At 62.6% G+C, this 18964-nt stretch carries 17 protein-coding genes; 7 read left to right on the top strand and 10 right to left on the bottom strand.

Translation table 11 applies throughout. The annotated features are described in order from the left end of the window. Window positions 1–41: 41 nt before the first annotated feature. The 7 genes from H5P28_RS12800 to H5P28_RS12770 form a co-directional block, all read right to left on the bottom strand. Complete coding sequence (locus H5P28_RS12800; RefSeq protein WP_185676102.1) at window positions 42–1154, bottom strand: aminopeptidase; 1113 nt, start codon at window positions 1152–1154, stop codon at window positions 42–44. A gap of 302 nt (window positions 1155–1456) precedes the next feature. After that, window positions 1457–2677 carry a nucleoside monophosphate kinase gene (locus tag H5P28_RS12795; protein WP_185676101.1) on the bottom strand — a complete coding sequence of 407 codons (1221 nt, stop codon included), beginning with the start codon at window positions 2675–2677 and terminating at the stop codon, window positions 1457–1459. A 146-nt stretch (window positions 2678–2823) separates the two neighbouring features. Next, window positions 2824–4149 (bottom strand): tetraacyldisaccharide 4'-kinase, encoded by a 1326-nt coding sequence (gene lpxK, locus H5P28_RS12790; RefSeq protein WP_185676100.1) that lies wholly within the window; start codon window positions 4147–4149, stop codon window positions 2824–2826. Between the two features lie 127 nt (window positions 4150–4276). Continuing rightward, the gene (locus H5P28_RS12785) at window positions 4277–4960 is read right to left on the bottom strand and encodes an alpha/beta hydrolase (RefSeq protein WP_185676099.1); all 684 of its coding nucleotides are present in this window, start codon (window positions 4958–4960) and stop codon (window positions 4277–4279) included. Then, window positions 4957–5868 (bottom strand): YiiX/YebB-like N1pC/P60 family cysteine hydrolase, encoded by a 912-nt coding sequence (locus tag H5P28_RS12780; protein WP_185676098.1) that lies wholly within the window; start codon window positions 5866–5868, stop codon window positions 4957–4959. Before H5P28_RS12780 ends, H5P28_RS12785 begins: the two co-directional genes overlap by 4 nt. Before the next feature lie 194 nt (window positions 5869–6062). Then, window positions 6063–8369 carry an AMP-binding protein gene (locus H5P28_RS12775; protein WP_185676097.1) on the bottom strand — a complete coding sequence of 769 codons (2307 nt, stop codon included), beginning with the start codon at window positions 8367–8369 and terminating at the stop codon, window positions 6063–6065. 168 nt (window positions 8370–8537) lie between these two features. After that, complete coding sequence (locus H5P28_RS12770) at window positions 8538–10223, bottom strand: tetratricopeptide repeat protein (RefSeq protein ID WP_185676096.1); 1686 nt, start codon at window positions 10221–10223, stop codon at window positions 8538–8540. A 311-nt stretch (window positions 10224–10534) separates the two neighbouring features. On the opposite strand from H5P28_RS12770, the gene H5P28_RS12765 reads away from it, so the two are divergent. The 6 genes from H5P28_RS12765 to H5P28_RS12740 all read left to right on the top strand — a co-directional run bounded on the left by H5P28_RS12765 (window position 10535) and on the right by H5P28_RS12740 (window position 14380). Next, complete coding sequence (locus tag H5P28_RS12765) at window positions 10535–11566, top strand: sugar phosphate isomerase/epimerase family protein (RefSeq protein WP_185676095.1); 1032 nt, start codon at window positions 10535–10537, stop codon at window positions 11564–11566. Between the two features lie 14 nt (window positions 11567–11580). Beyond that, on the top strand, window positions 11581–11856 hold the full coding sequence (locus H5P28_RS12760; protein WP_185676094.1) for a hypothetical protein: 276 nt from the start codon (window positions 11581–11583) through the stop codon (window positions 11854–11856). Window positions 11857–11934: 78 nt separating this feature from the next. Then, the gene (locus H5P28_RS12755) at window positions 11935–13017 is read left to right on the top strand and encodes a Gfo/Idh/MocA family protein (RefSeq protein WP_185676093.1); all 1083 of its coding nucleotides are present in this window, start codon (window positions 11935–11937) and stop codon (window positions 13015–13017) included. Between the two features lie 342 nt (window positions 13018–13359). After that, window positions 13360–13695: an ElaB/YgaM/YqjD family protein gene (locus H5P28_RS12750; RefSeq protein WP_185676092.1), complete on the top strand. Its 336-nt coding sequence runs from the start codon at window positions 13360–13362 to the stop codon at window positions 13693–13695. 41 nt (window positions 13696–13736) lie between these two features. After that, entirely contained in the window at window positions 13737–14114 is a 378-nt protein-coding gene (locus H5P28_RS12745) for a phage holin family protein (RefSeq protein WP_185676091.1), read from the top strand. Between the two features lie 2 nt (window positions 14115–14116). Continuing rightward, the gene (locus tag H5P28_RS12740; RefSeq protein WP_185676090.1) at window positions 14117–14380 is read left to right on the top strand and encodes a hypothetical protein; all 264 of its coding nucleotides are present in this window, start codon (window positions 14117–14119) and stop codon (window positions 14378–14380) included. A 272-nt stretch (window positions 14381–14652) separates the two neighbouring features. Here the strand turns inward: H5P28_RS12740 and xseA are convergent, their stop codons facing one another. Together xseA and H5P28_RS12730 are read right to left on the bottom strand one after the other, a co-directional pair. Beyond that, complete coding sequence (xseA, locus tag H5P28_RS12735) at window positions 14653–16002, bottom strand: exodeoxyribonuclease VII large subunit (RefSeq protein ID WP_185676089.1); 1350 nt, start codon at window positions 16000–16002, stop codon at window positions 14653–14655. Continuing rightward, window positions 15974–16666 carry a TVP38/TMEM64 family protein gene (locus H5P28_RS12730; RefSeq protein ID WP_185676088.1) on the bottom strand — a complete coding sequence of 231 codons (693 nt, stop codon included), beginning with the start codon at window positions 16664–16666 and terminating at the stop codon, window positions 15974–15976. The genes xseA and H5P28_RS12730 overlap by 29 nt, the downstream gene beginning before the upstream one ends. A 149-nt stretch (window positions 16667–16815) precedes the next feature. Here H5P28_RS12730 and H5P28_RS12725 point away from each other — a divergent pair, with 149 nt between their 5' ends. Next, entirely contained in the window at window positions 16816–17763 is a 948-nt protein-coding gene (locus H5P28_RS12725; RefSeq protein ID WP_185676087.1) for a glycosyltransferase family 2 protein, read from the top strand. A 19-nt stretch (window positions 17764–17782) separates the two neighbouring features. Here H5P28_RS12725 and H5P28_RS12720 read toward each other — a convergent pair whose 3' ends face one another. Next, window positions 17783–18931 (bottom strand): glycosyltransferase, encoded by a 1149-nt coding sequence (locus H5P28_RS12720; RefSeq protein WP_185676086.1) that lies wholly within the window; start codon window positions 18929–18931, stop codon window positions 17783–17785. Window positions 18932–18964: the final 33 nt, after the last annotated feature.

Raw genomic sequence — 18964 nt, 5'->3', positions numbered from 1 at the left:
GTGAGCTTCGTGTCTCCTTCGTGTGCTTTGTGACCTTTTCCCTACTTCCCCATCAAGTACTCGGGGTTGAGCTTGTGGAGGGTTTTGGGGAGAAAGATGCCGTCCTTGCGGATGACCTTGCCGTCGAAGATGATTTCGCCGCCGCCCCAGTCCTTGCGCTGGATGTTGACCAGGTCCCAGTGGACCTGCGAGCGGTTGCCGTTGTCGGCGTTCTCGTAGGCCTGGCCAGGGGTGAAGTGGAAGGAGCCGGCGATCTTCTCGTCAAAGAGGATGTCGCGCATGGGCTCGGTGACGTAGGGGTTGAAGCCGATGGCGAACTCGCCGATGTAGCGAGCCCCTTCGTCGGAATCAAGGATCTGGTTGAGCTTTTTCGTGTTGGACGAGGTGGCCTCGACGATCTTGCCCTGCTTGAAGACGAGCCGCACGTTGTCAAAGGATACGCCCTGATAAACGGTCGGCGCGTTGTAGCTGATGACGCCCTCTACGCTGTCGCGGACCGGGGCGGTGAAGACTTCGCCGTCGGGGATGTTGTACTGACCGCCGCAGGGGATGGCAGCAATCCCCTTGATCGAAAAACTCAGGTCCGTGCCGGGTCCCTTGAGCTGCACCCGGTCGGTCTTTTCCATGAGCTTTTTCAGGGCAGCCATGCCGGGCTTCATGCGGGCGTAGTCGAGCGTGCACACGCGGAAGTAAAAATCCTCGAACGCCTCGGTGCTCATCATGGCCTGCTGGGCCATGGCGGGCGTGGGCCAGCGCAGCACGACCCACTTGGTGTGGTTCACGCGGTGGTCGAGTACGGGCTTCATGGCGTGCATGTACGCGGTCATCTGCTTCGAGGGCACGTCGCTGGACTCGAAAATATTATGTGAGCCGCGCACGGCGATGTAAGCGGCCATATTCTTCATCCGCGCCAGTTCGATCTCGGCCAGCCCGGCGAACTGCTCCGGCGTCCCCTTCATGACCAGTTCGCGCTGGATACGGGCGTTGTGCTCCAGCACATGCGGGACGGCTCCGCGCTTGCGGGCGGCGCGGATGAGCGCCACGACCATCCCGGCCGGGATGTCAAAGGCGTCGATGAGGACGTGTTCGCCGCGCTTGAGCGAGCAGGAAAAGCCGGTCAGCACGGTGGCGAGTTCTTCGTATCGGGAATCCATCGGAGATAAGTTTAAGAGTTTGAAAGTTTGAAAGTTTGAGGGTTTGAAAGTTCGGCGGATGTTTTACCGTCCAGCTATCCGAGCCCAAAGGCTTTAGGCCACGTGGACAAATCTATTCCTCCGCCCGCCCAAGGCAAGGCCGGAGCGCAACAGTACACCCGACCATGCGGACGCCCCCATAGCGGGACTACTCCCCGCCCCAACTCTCAAACCTTCAAACTCTCAAATGACCCAGGGGTAGCGCCCTTTCTGGGCGCGTAGGGGGGCCCCGCCCCCCTCATTGCCAGCGGGTGCAACCCGCCCTAGCCGCGGCGGATTTCGCTGCCGGGGAAGCGGATGTGGACGCGCACAACGCGCTTGGGGCGGGTCGTGATCTTAAAGGTCTTCGGGTCAACGGCGTCGGGCATCTCCTCACGCTGAATGTCCACCGTGGCGTAAAAACCGCGCTCGGAGAAGATGTCGATCAGCATGGCCGAGGCCAGCGGATGGTCGAAAACGTCGGCCTCGCTGTTGACGATGGCACGGCCAGAAATCGCATGCCGGATGATGATCGGCATAAACTTTTCGCGCACCAGCTCAACCACGCGGCCGAAAAGCTCGGGCTCGTGCTGCTCGTAGCTGTCGAGGCGGCTGACCAGTTCCTGCCGGGCGTGAACAACGATGGATGTCGCCAGCGGAATGGTGGAAATCCGGTCAAAGGTGGCTTCTTCCAGCTCCAGCGAACTCTGGTACTTGAGCTCGTTGACGATGCGCTGGCGCACTTCCTCGATGGTGCCCTGCGAGTTGATGTAGTGGTAGAAAAAGACATCCCGCAGCGACTGGAGCGCCTCGTAGGTCTGCTCCTTGAAGGTGCGGTAGCGGTTGCGGGCGGCATCCTCGTCGAGGTCGGTCTTGCGGACTTCGACCTTCCGGCCCACGCCGGATATTTCGACCTCGCGATTGTGCTCGATAGCCTTGCGACCGCGCAGCAGTTGGCGCTTGATGCTCTCATCCTCGTCGATGAAGAGCACCAGAATGTGGAAATGCGGCTTGGGGAAACGGCTCGCCAGCAGGGTGTTGATGTGGCTGGAGCGCAACTCGTTAAGCTTGTTGTAAAGCATCTTCAGGCACTCGACCTGGACCTTGGTGCGGGGGAAGCCGTCCACCACCGCGCCACTCTTGTAGCGGGGCTCCAGCAGGGCGCGGAAGACAAGATCGGTCACTTCGCGGTCGCCCACGAGCAGCCCGGCGTCGATGCGCTTGCGGGCATCGGGACTCTTGAGCAGGTCACTGACCACAATGGGCGACTCGGTGAAGTCGCGGTACTGCATGGCCGTGCGGGTGTGGGTGCCCTTACCGGCACCGGGCGCGCCGTTGAGCCAGAAAATTTCCTTCGGGAAGCACAGGTTGTCGGCCCCGAGTTCTTTTTCCAGGTCGTTCCAGACACTGTTGAAAATGATCTGGGCGTCTTTAATTTCGAGGTCGCGTACCGGAGCGGTGCTCTCGGCGGCGGGGGCAGTAGTTTCTGGCGTGTCAGCAGTCATATCCGTATAAAGAAACAGGCGGCCTTATAAAGTGCCTCCACTGCCCATGCGAGAGCAAAATAACATCGGCTAATGCTCGTGCATATAATCTCTCAGGGGATCGCCCCGTAACGGCGGTTTCTCGCAACGGTTCCGATGGCCTCCCCTCAACCTGCGCGGGCCTGAATCTCGTCATCAGGAGACGTCTCCCCGGCGGGGGCATTCGCGCCGCCGTCACCAGATTCCTCGCCCGGTCCCCGGCCATTGCGCGAGGAGAAAAACGGCGAGCGGGTGGCCTTGAGGTCGGTTTTAGGAAAACAAATGCGGGCCACGGCGGCGTCGAAGTCCTCGCCACCCTTGAGAATCCCCACCTCCAGGCGCAGGTAGAAGAAAGGAACCTCGTGCGGGATGTGGTCGCGGTCGAGGCGCACGGCGTCCTTTTCCGTGGTCACGACCAGCTCGGCCCCGGCCTCGCGGGCGTGACGGAAAAACTGGTCCAGCTCGAACGGCGTGAAACGGTGGTGATCGAGAAAGCGCTGGTTGTGGACGATGCTGGCCCCGAGCTGGCGGATGAACGCCTCGAAACTCTCCGGCACGGCGATACCACTGAAAGTGGCCACGCGCACGCCCTTGAGCGAGTCGAGCGAGCGGGTCTCCTGCCCGAAAACCTGCTTGAGGTACTGCGGCTGGTGGCTGCACTCGATCAGGTCCACGTCCGGCTTGTGCTGGCGGATCAGCTGCTCCAGTTCGGGGTCGGGCTCGCCATCGGATTTGGTTAAAAAGACGTAGCTGGCCCGGCGGATGTGCGAGACCGGTTCACGCAGGATACCGCGCGGGAGCATGCACTGGTTGCCAAAGGGGTTGCTCTTGTCCACCAGCAGCAGGTTGAGCTGGCCGCGCAGCGGCATGTACTGGAAGCCGTCGTCGAGGATGAGGGTGTCGCAGCCGAACTTGCGGATCGCGTACTCCCCGGCCTTGACGCGATTCTTGTCCACCAGCACGACGACGCCGGGCAGGTTGCAGGCGAGCATAAAGGGCTCGTCCCCGGCCTCCCAGGAGCCCAGCAGCACGTCCTTGCCGTCGCTGACGACCTTCGGCGGGGGCGGCTCGCGGTGCGTCAGCCATCGCCAGAACTTCTGGTACTTGCGCTCGGGCTTGCTGCGGTAGCCACGCGAGAGGATGGCGACCTTGCGCCCGCGCTCCTGCAGCGAGCGGGCGAACTTCTCCACCACGGGGGTCTTGCCAGTGCCGCCGACGGTGAGGTTGCCCACCACCACGACGAGGCAGCCCAGCGGCTGATCGCGGAAAATCCGGTTGCGGTAAAGCCAGCCGCGCGTCTGCACGATCCCGCCAAACAGCCACGAGAGTGCCCGCAGAAACCCGCCATAAAGGGTTTCCGCCAGTCCGTGGCGACGGTCATAGATGACATCGATCGTGAATTGCTCGATGTCGTTCAAACGCCGCTGGATACGATTGCGAAGGCTCTCCCGCATGTATCCTGTCCATCCAAGGGCATTCCCCTACAGAAAGCAAGCGCGGGTTATCCCTATGTCCGAACAGATGGCGCGCACACGGCGTATCACGCCAGGACGTGAAGGCCGGGGACGGAACCGGAAACGTTCAGAATTTTCCTTCGCGCAAAAAGTTCAGCGTGTGCCGGATGGTATCGCGGTGGCCGAGGATCAGGTAGTGGTCGGCGGGCACGGTCACGAAGTCCGCCATCCCGTCCTGCTGCGCGCTGGCTATGGCGACCTTGCCGTCGTGCGGCCCCTTGAACATCCACGAGAACCACGGATCGAACGAGCGCGTCCCGGCGATCACGCCCACACCGGGTGGAAGCGGCCCCAGCTGTTTCGGGTAAGACTCGTCGCCCTGCCCGAGTTGCCCGCCCGCCGGGCCGAACATCCAGCGGTAAAATTTCCAGTTGAGCAGGAACTGGGCGACCTCGCTGCCGTTGTTGGGCGGGGCCACCTGGACGGCACGAGAGAAATTCTCCGGCGGAGCCGCCCGCAGGAGTTCGCGCAGGATGATCCCGCCCATCGAGAAGGTGACAAAATGCAACGGGCGTGCCGGGGCGGTGTTGACCTTGGCCAGCGCCGGGCCAACGTGTTCGGACACCAGTTCGCGGATCGGGTGGCGGGTCGAGGGGTAATGGATCGCCTCCACCGCGTAACCGGCCGCGTACAGCGCCCGTCCCATTCGCCCCGGCACATGCGGGTTCGGGCCGATGCCGCCCAACAAAACGACCAACGGCGCGCCTTCGCGCGGCAGGCTGACGTGACGTATCTGCTTCGGGCCGATCATATGGAAATCCTTTCCAGAGCCAAACGCTTCCCGTCCGCCCCGGCAAGGCTGAGCACGCCACCCGGCAATGGTTTACCCGATGTGTCTGACCCACCAGACTCGCGAGGAGTACCGAGCATGTGCCGGGCAGGCGCGGTTGTTTCCCCGGGTCCGAACCCGGCAGGTTCTCCACTCCTCGCCACCCCGACTAAACCTGCAGCCGGAGCAAGCGCCTCCGCTGCCCACTCCCCTCCCTGGCGAATCCGCCAGCACGGTTCACTACGCCCAGCGGGCGACGGATCTTTTATCCCTTCGGCCACGGTGACAAAGCGCGGGTCCCCGGCCTGGCTGGCCGGGCTGACCGTGCGCCGCCGCAGGGGAATCCACCCGGCGAACCACCAGCGCCAGAAGCCCAGCGCGGCCTTCGGCTGGCGGGCCAGCAGCGCGGAGAACCGCTCCACCCGCCCGACGCCGAAACCGACCGCCTCACGGTAAACCGCGTCCACGAACTTCGAGCAGAACTGGCGGCGCGAGTCGAAGTTGAATCCGAAGTCGTACCACACTCCCAAGTGCCGGTACGCCGCCTTGACCATCCGCCGCTCCTGCTCCGGGCTGAGTCCTTCGCGCAGCCGTCGGATCTCGAAGCGTCCCCGCTCGGAGCGGTCGACAAACTTCTCCAGCGGGGTCAACCGGACACGAGGCACCGCACTCTCGGCCACCCACCAGCGCCCGTCCTCGCAGTGGTGGAGCACGCCGACGTGCGAAGTCCAGCTCCCCGTCGCCTCGGCCACACGACCGAAGAGGAAGCCCCCGATCCGGGTAAAAATCACGTCGCCGGTACGCAGGTCGAGCAACTCTTCCAGACCGCCCCTTGAGGGGTAAACCGTGTCGGTATTGTAAAAATGGGTTTTGTTAAAAAATGATTTCATAGCAATTTATATTACTTAAAGTTCAAAGAGGCAATGAATACGAATCATCGCTCATTTTGAGAATTAAGAGATTTAACAGAAAGGCCGGAAAGTAAGGAAGCAGATGCCTCCGGTCTTTCTTAGCGCTCTTTCCGCTCTTCCTGTTAAATTTCTGCCTTGAATGACCGAGGCCGAAGCGCGGCTACTGTCGCGGCTCAAACTTTCGTGTTGGCGAGGTCCTTGAGGGCCTTGATGTCGAGCTTGCCCGAGCCGAGGGTGGGAATCTCCTCCACCCGGCGCACTTCGCGGGGGATCCAGAGATTGGCCAGGCCGGCTTCGGCCAGACTGCGGGCCAGGGCTTCGCGGTCGATGTCGATGGCGGCCAGCAGCACGAGCGCCTCACCCTTGGCCGGGTCTTGGCGGGCAGAGACCGCGATGAGCGGGATCTCGCTGTCGTCAACCCCGAGGGCGCGGGCCACAGCAGTCTCGACCGTGCCGTGGGGCACCATTTCGCCGCCGATCTTGGAGAAGCGCGAGATGCGCCCCTCGATGTAAAGGAACCCGTCCTGGTCCACGCGCCCGAGGTCGCCGGTGGTCAGCCACCCCTCGCGCAGGACGCTGGCGGTTTTCTCCGGCTCGTCGAGGTAGCCCTCGAAGACGTTCGGCCCCTTGAACTCCACGATCCCGGTCTGATTCAAAGGCTGAAGCTCGTCCGTCTCCAGGCTGCGGATACGCACCGCCATCCCGGGGAAGAGTCGCCCGATAGAGCCCGAACGCGTGCCGATCACGCAGTCGTCGGGGTTGTCGGAGAGGATGTCCGGCTCGTTCACACCGACCACGGGCGTGGTCTCGGTCAAGCCGTAGCCCTCCAGGTAAAAGCACTTCGGGAAGCGCTCTTCCCAAGCCTGATGAAAGCCCTTCGGGGTCTTCTCGGCCCCGGCGATGGCGAGCTTGAGCGAGGCCAGGTCGGCGGCGTCCACCCGCTTCAGGTAAGGGCGGAAGAAAGTCGGCGTCCCCAGCAGGATGCCGCACTTCTCCTCGCGGATGGCGCGGGCCGCCAGCTTGAAGTCCAGCGGCGTGGGCGTGTAAACCGTGCGCAAGCCGTACAGCAGCGGCACCCAGACCGTGACCGTGAACCCGAAGCTGTGGAAGATGGGCAGGTTGGCCAGCATGGTCTCGTTGATCGGCAGGGCGCGGCAGAGCGAGATTTGCACGCAGTTGGCAATCAGGTTACGGTGCGAGAGGACGACACCCTTGGGCGCACCGTCGCTCCCGCTGGTAAAGAGGATGGCCGCCTCGGCCCGCCCGCCTTTGCGCGGGACGCCGAAGAGAGTGGCCAGCAAGCCCGCGGGGAGGAGCTTCGCGGCGGCCAGGCGCAGGGCGATCCCGAGCTTGGACATGCCCTGAAGCGCGTCCTTCACGTCGATCTGCTTCTCCGTCCACGGGAAGCCGGGGCATTTCTCGTCGATCTTTTCCTTGATCGGGCCGACGGTCATGATGGTCTTGATCCCGGCCCGCTCAATGCAGGCTGTGACCGCTTCGCGCCCGAGCGTGAAGTTCAGGTTGACGGGCGTCTTGCCCGCCAGGACCACGGCGAGGTTGCCCACGACCCCAGCCGCGCCGGGAGGCAGCACCAGCCCGATGCGCTCCTCGTGGCACTCGCGGCGCAGGCGCTTGGCCAGCCCGAGCGCGAGCGCGAGCACGACCCCGCCCTTGAAGCCGCGACGCCCCTGCGCCCGGTCCACGATAAGTTCCTTGTCGAGGTTGGCCTTGAGGCCCAGCAGCGAGCGCCACGCCAGGTGCTCCTGAAGTTCGGGCTTCTGTTCGTAGGCGTCAACGCCGAGGTCAAGGACGGTCTGTCGGGCTTGGTCTGCTGTCATTGTGCGCGGATCGGTGGGTAAACCCATCGTGATATGGACGGGATAGGGGATTTTACGGGGGAGTTTCCAGAAAAATCGCCCGCCTGCAAAGCTGAAAATCGACCCCCACAGTCCCCCGAGGTTGACCGGCACCACCGGTGCTCCTCCCCGGCGGGCGATCAGCTCGAAACCGGACTTAAACGCGTTCACGCGCCCGTCGCGGCTCAGGCGTCCTTCCGGAAAGATGCCCACCACTTCGCCCCGGCGCAGGCACTCCGAGGCCGTGCGGATGGCTTCCTTCGAGCGTTCCGGCGAGACCGGAATGACCTTCGCCCACCGCAAGAAGGCCCCCAGCAGCGGCTTGCGCTGGAGATAATCGGCGCTGAGGAAGCGGATGGGCCGGGGCGAGACCGCCGCCAACACCAGCGCATCCACGTAGCTGACATGATTACAGACCAGCAACGCCCCGCCCTCGACGGGGAGATTTTCCAGTCCGCGCGCCCGCACCCGGTACACCCGCCGGATACTCCAGAGCAGCCCCAGCCGCAAGACGTTGCCACCCCAGGCATAGGCCATGAGTGGCAGCCAGACAATGACGAACACCACCAGCGTTCCCACCAGCAACCCTTCGACCGGGCTGTTAATCCAAGATAAGCTTTCCATGCCTATCTCTTTGCCCGAGGCATGCCAACCGCGCCCGATAGGGCTCAATCTAATTCATTAAAACCTGTAAACCAACAGGATAAAAACCATACCTCCCATTGCCTCCCTTAAAAAAACACCTACGATCCGTACATATATAGAATACCCATGTGCAAAAAATGACGCCATTCAAGACGCCGATCCACCCGCCCGTACAAGTGCCAGTTCCTCCGGTAACAGGTCTTCGGCATGAACGCCGGAAAGCATGAGCGCGGCGTCGGAGAATCGTCCGTTGGCCCGGAGGATAGCGGCGAAAACCACCCGCCACTTGGCCGGGGCCTCGGCCCAGTTGATCTGGAGCGGTTGGAGCGTGTCGAGCGCCTGCTTAAAATCCCCTGTCCGGTAATAAGCCAGCGCGAGCGTCACGTAATGAGCCAGAAACGGCTGGGTGCTCTCGCGCAGGACCCGCTGGGCGGCCCGTAAGGCCTCCGGCACCCGCTGGTTGCGCAGGAGATTAATGTAGGCCCAGTCATTGAGCACGGAGAAATTATCCGGATAGCTGACCAGCATCCGGTCGAGCACGCGCAGCATGCCAGCGGTGTCGTGTCCCAGTTGGTAGAGCACGAGCAGTTGCGCATAGGCCTGGCGCTTCTGCGCCGGATAATCGGCCAGACGCCAGAGCGCCTTGATCGCCTCGGCGTTGAAATTGAGCTGCCGGGCGTATTTGACCAGATACCAGAGCTTGTCCACCTCGCGCGAGGCCTCCAACACTGCGCGGTCCCAGGTAATTTCCGCCTCGGCGAGTTTTCCGGTCTCGAAATAAACCCGCGAAAGAAAAAGGAATTTCAAAAACTCGTCCAGCGGCGCGTGCGGGCGCTGAATGATCTCGCCGATCTCCTCCCAGCGCCCGAGCTGGGCCAGCGCATCGAGCCTGACCAGAAACAAGTCCTTGCGGGCGAAGGCCATATCGGAGGGGATCAGCGCAAGCGTCTGCTCATAACGGCCCTGGAGGTTGAGCCAGCGGCCCAGTTCCACGAGGTCGAGCGGGCTACTCAAGTCGAAAAAGCGCTCGGCCTGCTCCAGATTCGCTTCGGCGTTGGCCCCGGGGAGCTGGTACCCCAGGCGCAGTGCGAGCAGGCGATCCTCGCGTGTGACCTGAGGATGCTCCTTGAGCAGGCGAATGATTTCCAGCCGCTCGGCATCCGTGTTGGTCGTGTACTCGGCCAGATTGCGCAAGGCCCGAAGGCCGAGCGTATCCCGCTGCCGGGCCAGCCGCCAGAGGTAGTCCATCCCCTCCTTGCGCAGGGCCTCATCCGGCGAGAGCTGAGTCAGCCGGACAAAGAAAAAATGCACGCGCTCGTCGGTCGGCTTCAGGGCAAGCGCTTTGCGCGCCTCGACCAGCGCACCGTTCACGTCCTGATCGTGCAGAAGCACCTGTCCGTTGTAAAAAAGCCAGGCCGAGTCCTCCAGCCCGCGCGCCTTCATCACCTCCAGTTGCTCGCGGGCCGTCTCAAAGTCTCCGGCCTTGAGGGCGGCGGAGACCCAGTTGCCCAAGTCATTGTTATCGCCGGAGAGTTCAAAGGCCTCAGCCCAGAATTCCTCGGCCTTGACCGGGTCGATGTCGTTATAAATCATCGCCACCGTGCGCACCACATCGGGGTTGAGCGGGTCCGCCACATAGGCCCGATGGGCCGCCTCCAGCGCAGCCTCGTAGTCCTTTTCACCGAGGAAGACACGCGCCTGTGCGACATCCTGCCGGGCATTGTGCTCCCGATAGGCACGCATCAGCGGCCGGGCAGCGAGCGCGGCCACCACCACCCCCAAGGCCAGCACGGCGAGGGTCCAGGTGAAACGCTTCTTGGATTCGGGCGTCATGTCAGGAGTGAGAGAGTTGACTCATGGCTAAGCTTCCAGCAATGGCAACCGTCAACTCTCCCTACCTTGGCTATCGTCACAGCGCGTTCCGGGTTAAATCTCTGCCTCCTCATCCGAGAAATTCGATATTCTCCGAGTAATTCGATACACTTGGCCCGCAAAATCGTTTGCCATCCCCCCGGCCTTTGTTGCACAAAAGCAGTCTCGATTGTCCCCCTTGGAGCGTGACTTCACATTACGGCTGACGTGAGATCATTTGAAGACACGACCCGGGCCATAGATTTCCAACAGTACAACCAGGAGCTTAGCGCATGTCCCGACCCGTCACCCTCTTCACCGGCCAATGGGCCGACCTTCCACTGACCAAGCTCGCCAAGGCCGCCGGCGAGATGGGCTACAACGGCCTGGAACTGGCCTGCTGGGGCGACCACTTTGATGTCCTCAAGGCCTCCAAGGACAAAAAGTACTGCGCCCAGAAGCGCGCCATGCTCAAGCGCAACAAGCTCGACTGCTTCGCCATCTCCAACCACCTGGCCGGGCAGCTCGTGTGCGACCCCAATGACGACGCCCGCACCGACGGCTTCGCCCCCGCCAAGTGCGCCGGCAACTCCGAGAAAAAGCGCGAGTGGGCCGTCAGCACGATGAAAGCCACCGCCCGCGCCGCCCGCAACATGGGCGTGTCCGTGGTCAACGGCTTCGTCGGCTCCTCCATCTGGCACCTGCTCTACTCCTTTCCCCCGGTCACGCCGCGCATGATCGACGAGGGCTTCAAGTACTTCGCCGAGATGTGGAACCCGATTCTGGACGAGTTCGACAAGTGCAAGGTCAAATTCGCCCTGGAGGTACACCCGACCGAAATCGCCTTCGATATCGCCAGCGCCGAACGCGCCCTGGACGCCCTCGGTAACCGCGAGACCTTCGGCTTTAACTACGACCCCTCCCACCTCGGCTATCAGGGTGTGGACTACGTGAAGTTCATCCGCCGCTTCAAGGACCGCATCTACCATGTCCACATGAAGGACGCCTGGTGGGGCCACGGCGACGGCACCGTCGGTGTTTTCGGCGGGCACACCGAGTTCGGCGACCCGCGCCGCTACTGGGACTTCCGCTCCCTCGGCCACGGGGACATCAACTTCGAGGAAATCATCGTCGCCCTCAACGACATCGGCTACGAAGGCCCGCTCTCGGTCGAGTGGGAAGACATCCGCATGGACCGCTTCCACGGCGCGAAGGAATCCTGCGAATTCGTCAAACGCATCGACTTCAAGCCCTCCGGCCTGGCCTTCGACGCCGCCTTCGACAGCAAAAACCGCACCCCTGCCAAGAAAGCCGTCAAGAAGTGAACACGGTCAAAATCATGTTGCAATCGCTGGCCGCCTGGGCCGGGCTTTGGCTCGTGCTCTACGCCTGCGCGGTCTTCGCGGCCAACCGGCAGCATCCCACTGTTGTGGAGTACCTGAACGCCCCTATCTACGAAAAGGCAGCAAACTTTCCCCTCAGCCAACTCCAAGCCTACCGGGAAACCAGAAAAGACTACGCCTTGATCGCGCTGGGAGCGGCTTTTATCATTTCGCAAACCTCCGTCATCCTCACCCACACTGAAAAGATGAGCCGGTCCCGGCGACCGGACTAGGGACTTTTTATCCGGTGCGGCACCGCTTCTGCCGGCGCGCCCCTCCCCCATCCAGCAACTCCAACCCATTTAATTACTATGCCTACACAAATCGGAATCATCGGAGCCGGTGGCATGCTCCAGTACCACGCCGCGGGTTTTCGCGCGGCGGGCGCTGAGATCGTCGCCATCGCGGACCTGAACGAAGCCGCCGCCAAGGCCGCTGCTGACAAGTGGGGCATCCCCGCCGCCTACGGTTCGCCCGAAGCGATGCTCGCAGCCTGCCCCGGTATTGAGGGTGTGGCCGTCATCGTCCCCAACAAATTCCACGCCCCGCTGGCCATCCAGATGCTGGAGGCGGGCAAGCACGTTTTTTGCGAAAAGCCCCCCGCGCTCAACGCCGGTGAGGTCGGGCAGATGATCGCCGCCGCTGACAAGGCGGGCAAGCGGCTCATGTTCAACTTCAACAACCGCGCCCGGCCCGAGTCCTTCGCGCTGCGCGGGTACATCGGCGACGGCACCGTGGGCCGCATCAACTCCGCCCAGGCCAAGTGGGTGCGCCGTACCGGCATCCCCGGCTTTGGCGGTTGGTTCACCCAACGCGCCCTCTCCGGCGGCGGCCCGCTCATCGACCTGCTGCACATGATCGACCTGGCGCTGTACTTCATGGACTTCCCCGAGCCTGCCGTCGTGCTCGCCCGCACCTTTGACGACTTCATCAACGACAAGGGCTTCAAAGGCCCCTGGGGCATCCCCGACCGCGAAGGCGTGGTCAACGATGTCGAAGCCGCCGCCCACGGGATGGTCACGTTCAAGACCGGCCAGGTACTCACCCTCCAGGTCTCGTGGGCCGAGATGGTCAAGCGCGAAGAGGTCTCGGTCACCTTCCAGGGGACCCAGGCCGGAGGCAAGATCGAACGCCTCTTCGGCTCGGACGGGATCGACGCGACCGCCATCGACACCTGCGAACTCTACGTGCAGGAACACGGTAACGCCGTCAACCGCTCCATCGTCACCTCCGCATGCGAGGACATGGGCCGTATCCGCTCGGCGCAGAACTTCGTGCTCGCCATCGAGGGGAAGGAAGAGCCGATCAACACCCCGGACCAGGCGCTCAAGCTGATGAAAATCATCGATGCCGTTTACGCTTCCGCCGCCAGCGGCAAGGCCGTCGAACTGTGAGGCAGCCCGCCCGCTTTTTCTAAAAAACTCCCGGCCCGCAAGCCGGGAGTTTTTTTCTGCATGTCCGCAAAAACCCCTCCAACGGGCTGTATGGCCAGGCGATCTTCGCTTTATTCCGGCGATTGGGCACTCGCCTTGACAGTCTCCCTAACCGTGCCTATACTAGTTATCAATGTCTGCGAACGCTGCCTACGACCGCCCGCTATCTCATCTCCGCACATGTTCCCGCGGGAACTGACTGTTTTATAAAAGCCGCCAACTCCAATCGGCAGCGATGCTGCATCAACATACTGATTTTTCCAAACGACCTCTCACCAACCTAAATTAGAAACGGATATAACCATGCCCACGAAAACAGCTACCAAGGACTCCGAACGTACCCTGGCCGATGACCGCGACAAGCTCGTGTCGGACCTCAAGACCTTGATCGAAGACGCGAAGCTGCTCACCACGGACGCCGCCGAAACCTCGCAGGAAGTTTTTAGCGAAAAGGCCGCACAGGTCCAGGCTCAGCTCAAGGACGGTCTCGAAAAGCTTAAAGAGCATGGCCAGGTCGCCAAGGAGAAGGGACAGGAAACCCTCGACACCGTGGAAAAGCTCATCAAGGACAACCCGTGGAAATCGCTCGGCATCGCCCTGCTGGCAGGGATCGTCATTGACCGGCTGGCGCGCGACTGACCGCGCCCGTCGCCGTCACCGCCCCCCTGCTTTTTCCCGCTATGAAGTCGCTACAATCAGTCGGTGCCCTGGCCGAAACGCTCCTGCACATGCTCGAAACCCGCTTTGAGCTTTTCGCGCTGGAGTTCCGACTGGAGCGGGCCCGCTTCGCCACCGTCCTCATGCTGGTGGTGATCGGCAGCGGCAGCCTACTGCTGGCCGGGGTGGCGTTCACGGCGGGCCTGATCTGGGCCGTGCCGCCGGACTACCGGCTACTCGCGCTGGGGCTTTGCATGCTCGCCTATCTGGCCGCCGCCGGAGCCTGCGCATTTTTCCTCACCCGGATTTTTCAAAAAACCGAGCTCCCCTTCCACGAGACCCGGCAAGAACTTAAACAAGACGTGCAATGTTTGGTATCCGCCGCCAGGAGCAAAGAATAAGTGTGCTGAAAGAACGTCTCCGCGCCGAAAGGCAGGCGGCCGGATACCATCTGCGCATTTTAGCCCCTCAGGCCCGCCGTGCCGCCACCGTCGGCACGGTTGCCTGGGGAGCCCGCAAGGCGCTCCCCCTCCTGCGTCCCCTCGCCTTCGGCCTGCTCAGCCGCACGATCGGAGGACTCACCAGCAAGCGCATGCTCAAGGTCGTGGGTATCGCCGCTGTCGGCTTCGGCGCGTGGAAGCTCCTCGGCAGCAGCGACGAGGAGTAGGCCGGAAGGTTCAAGTCTCATCCGGTGACTCACCTCTTTGGCTCTGTGCGAGTTTTTGTTTAACCACAGAGTACACAGAGAGCACAGAGGGTTTATTTAAGAAATAAGCCCGGAGTTGTTTTTCTGGCTCCAATCTTTCTGGGAACAGGTTCTAAAATACCACGACGCGCAGGGCGCACGGAGATTTAATCCTCTTAAATTCTCTGTGCTCTCTGTGTCCTCTGTGGTTTAAAAACAGAAACCGCCAGAGCACAAGGAAGACGGTGAACCCGCTACATATCCTCGACGCGGACGAGGATTTCCCCGTCCTTGAAATCGAGAGCGAGCCGCTGGCCGGGCAGAAGCCCCGCCTTGGCCGAAACAAGTTCGCCACGTTCGTCCCGGGCCACGGCGAAGCCCCGGTCGAGCGCTTTCTGCAGGCTGGCGTTTTCCAGCCGCGTACAGAGCTGTTTCAAATGCTCGCGCTTTTGGCGTAGCACCGCGGGCGTCTGTCGCCCCATCCGCTCACGGGCGGACTTGAGCTGCACGGCCGAAAGCTTCAGCACCGCCTGCGGGGTGTGCGCGGCCAGTCCGTGTATTGATTTCACCAATACACTTCGGCGATCCGAGAGTAGATGCCGCAGGTTCGCCCGCAGGCGATTTCCGAGGTCATCCAGCCGCAGGCTGGCCTGTTCCAACCGGGGGCGCGGGTGGTGGCTTTCCAGCCCGGCGCGGGCGGACTGCATCCGGTAGCCGAGGCGTTCCAGCGTCCGCGCTGCGAGCTCACTCAAGCCGTCCCGCGCCAGGTCGAGCCGGTCCAGGATTTCAAGATAACCGCTGCTGATAAGCTCGGCGGCGGCGGAAGGCGTCTCGGCGCGCTTGTCGGCGGCAAAGTCGCTCAGGGTAAAATCGATCTCGTGCCCGACGGCGGAGATGACCGGCAACGAACAGGCCGCAACGGCGCGAGCCACGCTCTCTTCGTTAAAGCACCAGAGGTCTTCGAGGCTGCCGCCCCCGCGCCCGACCACGAGCAAGTCCAGCCCGTCAAGCCGTTGCGCGGCCTCGATTCCGGCCACGATCTGCGCCGCCGCGCCCGCGCCCTGCACCTGGGCGGGGATGACAACCACCCGCCCCCGCCACTGACGGCGGGCCAGGATGCTCAAAAAGTCGCGGATAGCCGCACCCGTGGGCGAAGTGACAAAGCCGACCGCACGCGGCAGCGGCGGCAGGGGCCGCTTGCGCTCCGCCTCGAAGAGCCCCTCGGCGGCGAGCTTGGCCTTGAGCCGCTCGAACTCCTGTTGGAGCCGCCCGGCCCCATCGTCCATCACCACCCGACAGATAAGCTGGTGCGTGCCGCGCGGCTCGTAAACGCTGACCTGCCCGTACACGATGGCCTGCAGGCCGTCGCGCAGGTCCACCTGCTGGCGCATGGCATCCCCCCGAAACAGCACGCACGAGACTTGGCTCTGCGCGTCCTTCAGGGTAAAGTAAACATGCCCGCTGTGCTGGCGGCGCAGATTGGAAATCTCGCCCCGCACCCAGCAGGGCGGCAGGTTGGTTTCCAGCAGTTCCTTAACCCGCCGGGTAAAGTCTCCCACCGAAAGGATAGCATCGTCATGGGGCGTCTGTGTCAGCGGCGGCATCGGTGAGTTCTTTCTTTTTACGGTGACTGTGGATCAACCGTCCGACAATACCGAAAACGATCAGCAGGCTGACCCCGAGCACAATCACGCCCCATTCGCCTTCAAAAAGGGCCCCGCCGGTCAGGACAAATCCCGCCACCGTCACCAGTTGCGGAGGCAGGGAGACCCAGAAAAACGTCCAGAACGGAATCCCCGACAGCCCGAGGACATAATTCTGCAAAAACGCGGGCACGCCCGGCGTCAACCGGAACAACAGCACGACTTTGACATAATCTCCGCGCTGCACCACCGGGACACGCATCCCGCGCCTTTCCAGCCAGCGCCGGACCGGTTCGCGCAGCCAGGCGGCGATGCCGTAGCCCAGCGCGTTGTTGAGCGCCACCCCGGCGACGCCGATCAGCATCCCGACCGGGCCCCCGTAAGCAAGCCCGGCCAGGATCAGCAGCGGGCTGATGGGAAAGCCCGCCAACGGCAGGACCGCGATGGCCACCGTCACCACAGCCGCCGGGGTATCCCGCAGCCAGCCCAAGACCTCGTCCTTGGCCCGGAGCAGGTCGGCCATGCCCACATTCGGCCCCCAGAGCACCGCTACCACCACGGCCGCCACCAGGGCGAGCAGCACCAGAGCGACTTTCAAGCGGTGACGCAGGACGAGTTTGAGCATGGAGGGTAAGCTTGCCGCCCTGCCGGAACGCCGACAACGCAATTGTTCCCCGTCCCCTCCTGTCAATACCCGGTAAAGCTTACTCCATCACTCAGGCCGGTCTTGCAATCATCCATGATGCGCCCAAAACTCGTCGCCCTGACCGCATCATGGAAGCCGCCCAGCCCACGCCCAGCCTTTCCTTCATCATCCCCGTGCTCAACGAGGGAGAGACGCTGAACACGCTTTTTGTCAAAATCACCGCTACCGTGCAGGAACACGGACTGGGTAGCTTCGAGATCATTTTTGTGGACGACGGCAGCACGGACAACTCCTGGCAGGCCATCTGCGAACTGGCCACCGCCCATCCCGATGTGCGAGGCCTGCGCTTCCGGCGTAATTTCGGCAAGGCCGCCGCCCTGGCCGCCGGTTTTTCCGAGGCGCGCGGGCGCATCGTATTCACGCTCGACGCGGACTTGCAAGACGACCCGGAGGAGATTCCACACTTTCTGGAAAAACTGGATGAGGGCTACGACCTCGTCAGCGGGTGGAAGAAAGACCGTCAGGACCCGCTGGAAAAACGCCTGCCCTCGAAGCTCTTCAACGCTGTGGCCTGCCGGGCCGGTGGCGTCCAACTGCACGACATGAACTGTGGTTTCAAGGCCTACCGGCGCGAAGTCCTCCCCCACCTGAACCTCTACGGCGAACTGCACCGCTACGTGCCGGTGCTGGCGCACGCGGAGGGTTTCCGCGTGGCGGAGATCCCCGTCCGACATCATCCGCGTGAGCACGGTGTCTCCAAGTACGGCTGGAAACGCTATATCAAAGGCATGCTCGACCTGCTCACGGTTCTGGCTACCACGCGGTTCCTCGACCGGCCCGGACACCTCTTCGGCGGGCTCGGACTTATCTCGGCGGCGGGCGGCTTTCTCATCCTATTCTATATCTCCTGCATGAAGCTGATCGCGGGAATGCCCATCGCGGGCCGCCCACTTTTCTTTCTGGGTATCCTGCTCATGCTTCTGGGGTCCCAATTGATCTCGATGGGGGTGATCGGCGAGCTTGTCATCCGCTTCCAAAGCCACGATCACCGCGGCAAGGTCATTGAACGGGCCTAGCCCACGGGGCGCAACCGCTCTAGCGAGTGGCACGGGCCTCGGCGATGAGCGCCTCCAGCTTGTCGGCAAGCGCTTCCCAACTCGCATCCGGGGGCAGCGCCGCTAGTTCTACCCTCATCGCAGGGAGCAGATTGTCACCGAACACCCGTCTCAGGGCGGCAGCGAGAGCCACCTCATCGCCAGGAGGGACGAGTAAGCCTTCGCGCCCGTCGGTCATCGCCTCGGAAAAAGCAGGCAAATCGCTGGCAACAACGGGTGTCCCCATCCCAAACGCAAGCTGGAGCACCCCACTGCCCGTGGCCGAACGGTAGGGAAGCACGCTCACGTCGGCGGCTTTAAAATAAGGCTCAATCTCTTCGATTCCCACATAGCGGTCCACGAACTCCACCCGGTCGCCAAGACCAAGCTCATCGGCCAGTTGACGGTACACGGGGTCGTCTTTCCAGATTTCCCCAACCACGAGCAGCCGCAGCGGGACATTGTCCGACTTCAAACGTCCCATCGCCCGCAGGAGCACATCCACCCCCTTGTAGCCGCGCACGTAACCGAAAAACAGGGCAACGCGGTCACGCCGATCCAGGCCGAGATGTTCGCGCGCGGCCTCACGGGTCCACTCTCCGCTGTTGTAAAAGGCGTAGCTCGGATGCCCATGCACCGCCACCGGATGGGGATGCGACAGCACCGCTCTCAGGCGGGCAGCCTCGGCCTCGCTCTGCACCACAAAGGCATCCGCCCGGTTAAAAATAAACCGCGCTCCCAGCCGTGTCAGCAGCCCGGTTTCGTGATCCTGCACGTTGTGGCAGAGCAGCACCCTGACCGCTCCCCCTCGCGACGCCCACAGAAACAGCGCATAAAAGGGAACCCAGAAAACCACCCACCACGGCAACACTACCGCATCGTAGTCTCTGGCCCGACGCCCGGCCCGCAGCCAGCTAAAGGGGTTATAAGTGTCCAGGCAGTATTCGATTCCCTTGCGCGCCATGTTCACGCGGCCAGGTTCCAATTGCGAACGGCCCGGGTAAAGCCATTTCCAGAACTGACGCCGATAGCCGAAGAAATCGACTGCCGTGCGTTTCCTCAACGTGTCGTAGAGCAGCGTCGAATACGCGGCAATCCCGCCGCGAAACGGATGCGACGGGCCAATAATCAGGATACGCGGACGCGGCATGCGACGAAAGCAGGTAGATCAGGTGTTGCGGAT

The sequence above is a fragment of the Ruficoccus amylovorans genome, assembly GCF_014230085.1.
GTDB lineage: Bacteria > Verrucomicrobiota > Verrucomicrobiia > Opitutales > Cerasicoccaceae > Ruficoccus > Ruficoccus amylovorans.
This window is presented reverse-complemented; position numbering and strand designations above follow the sequence as displayed.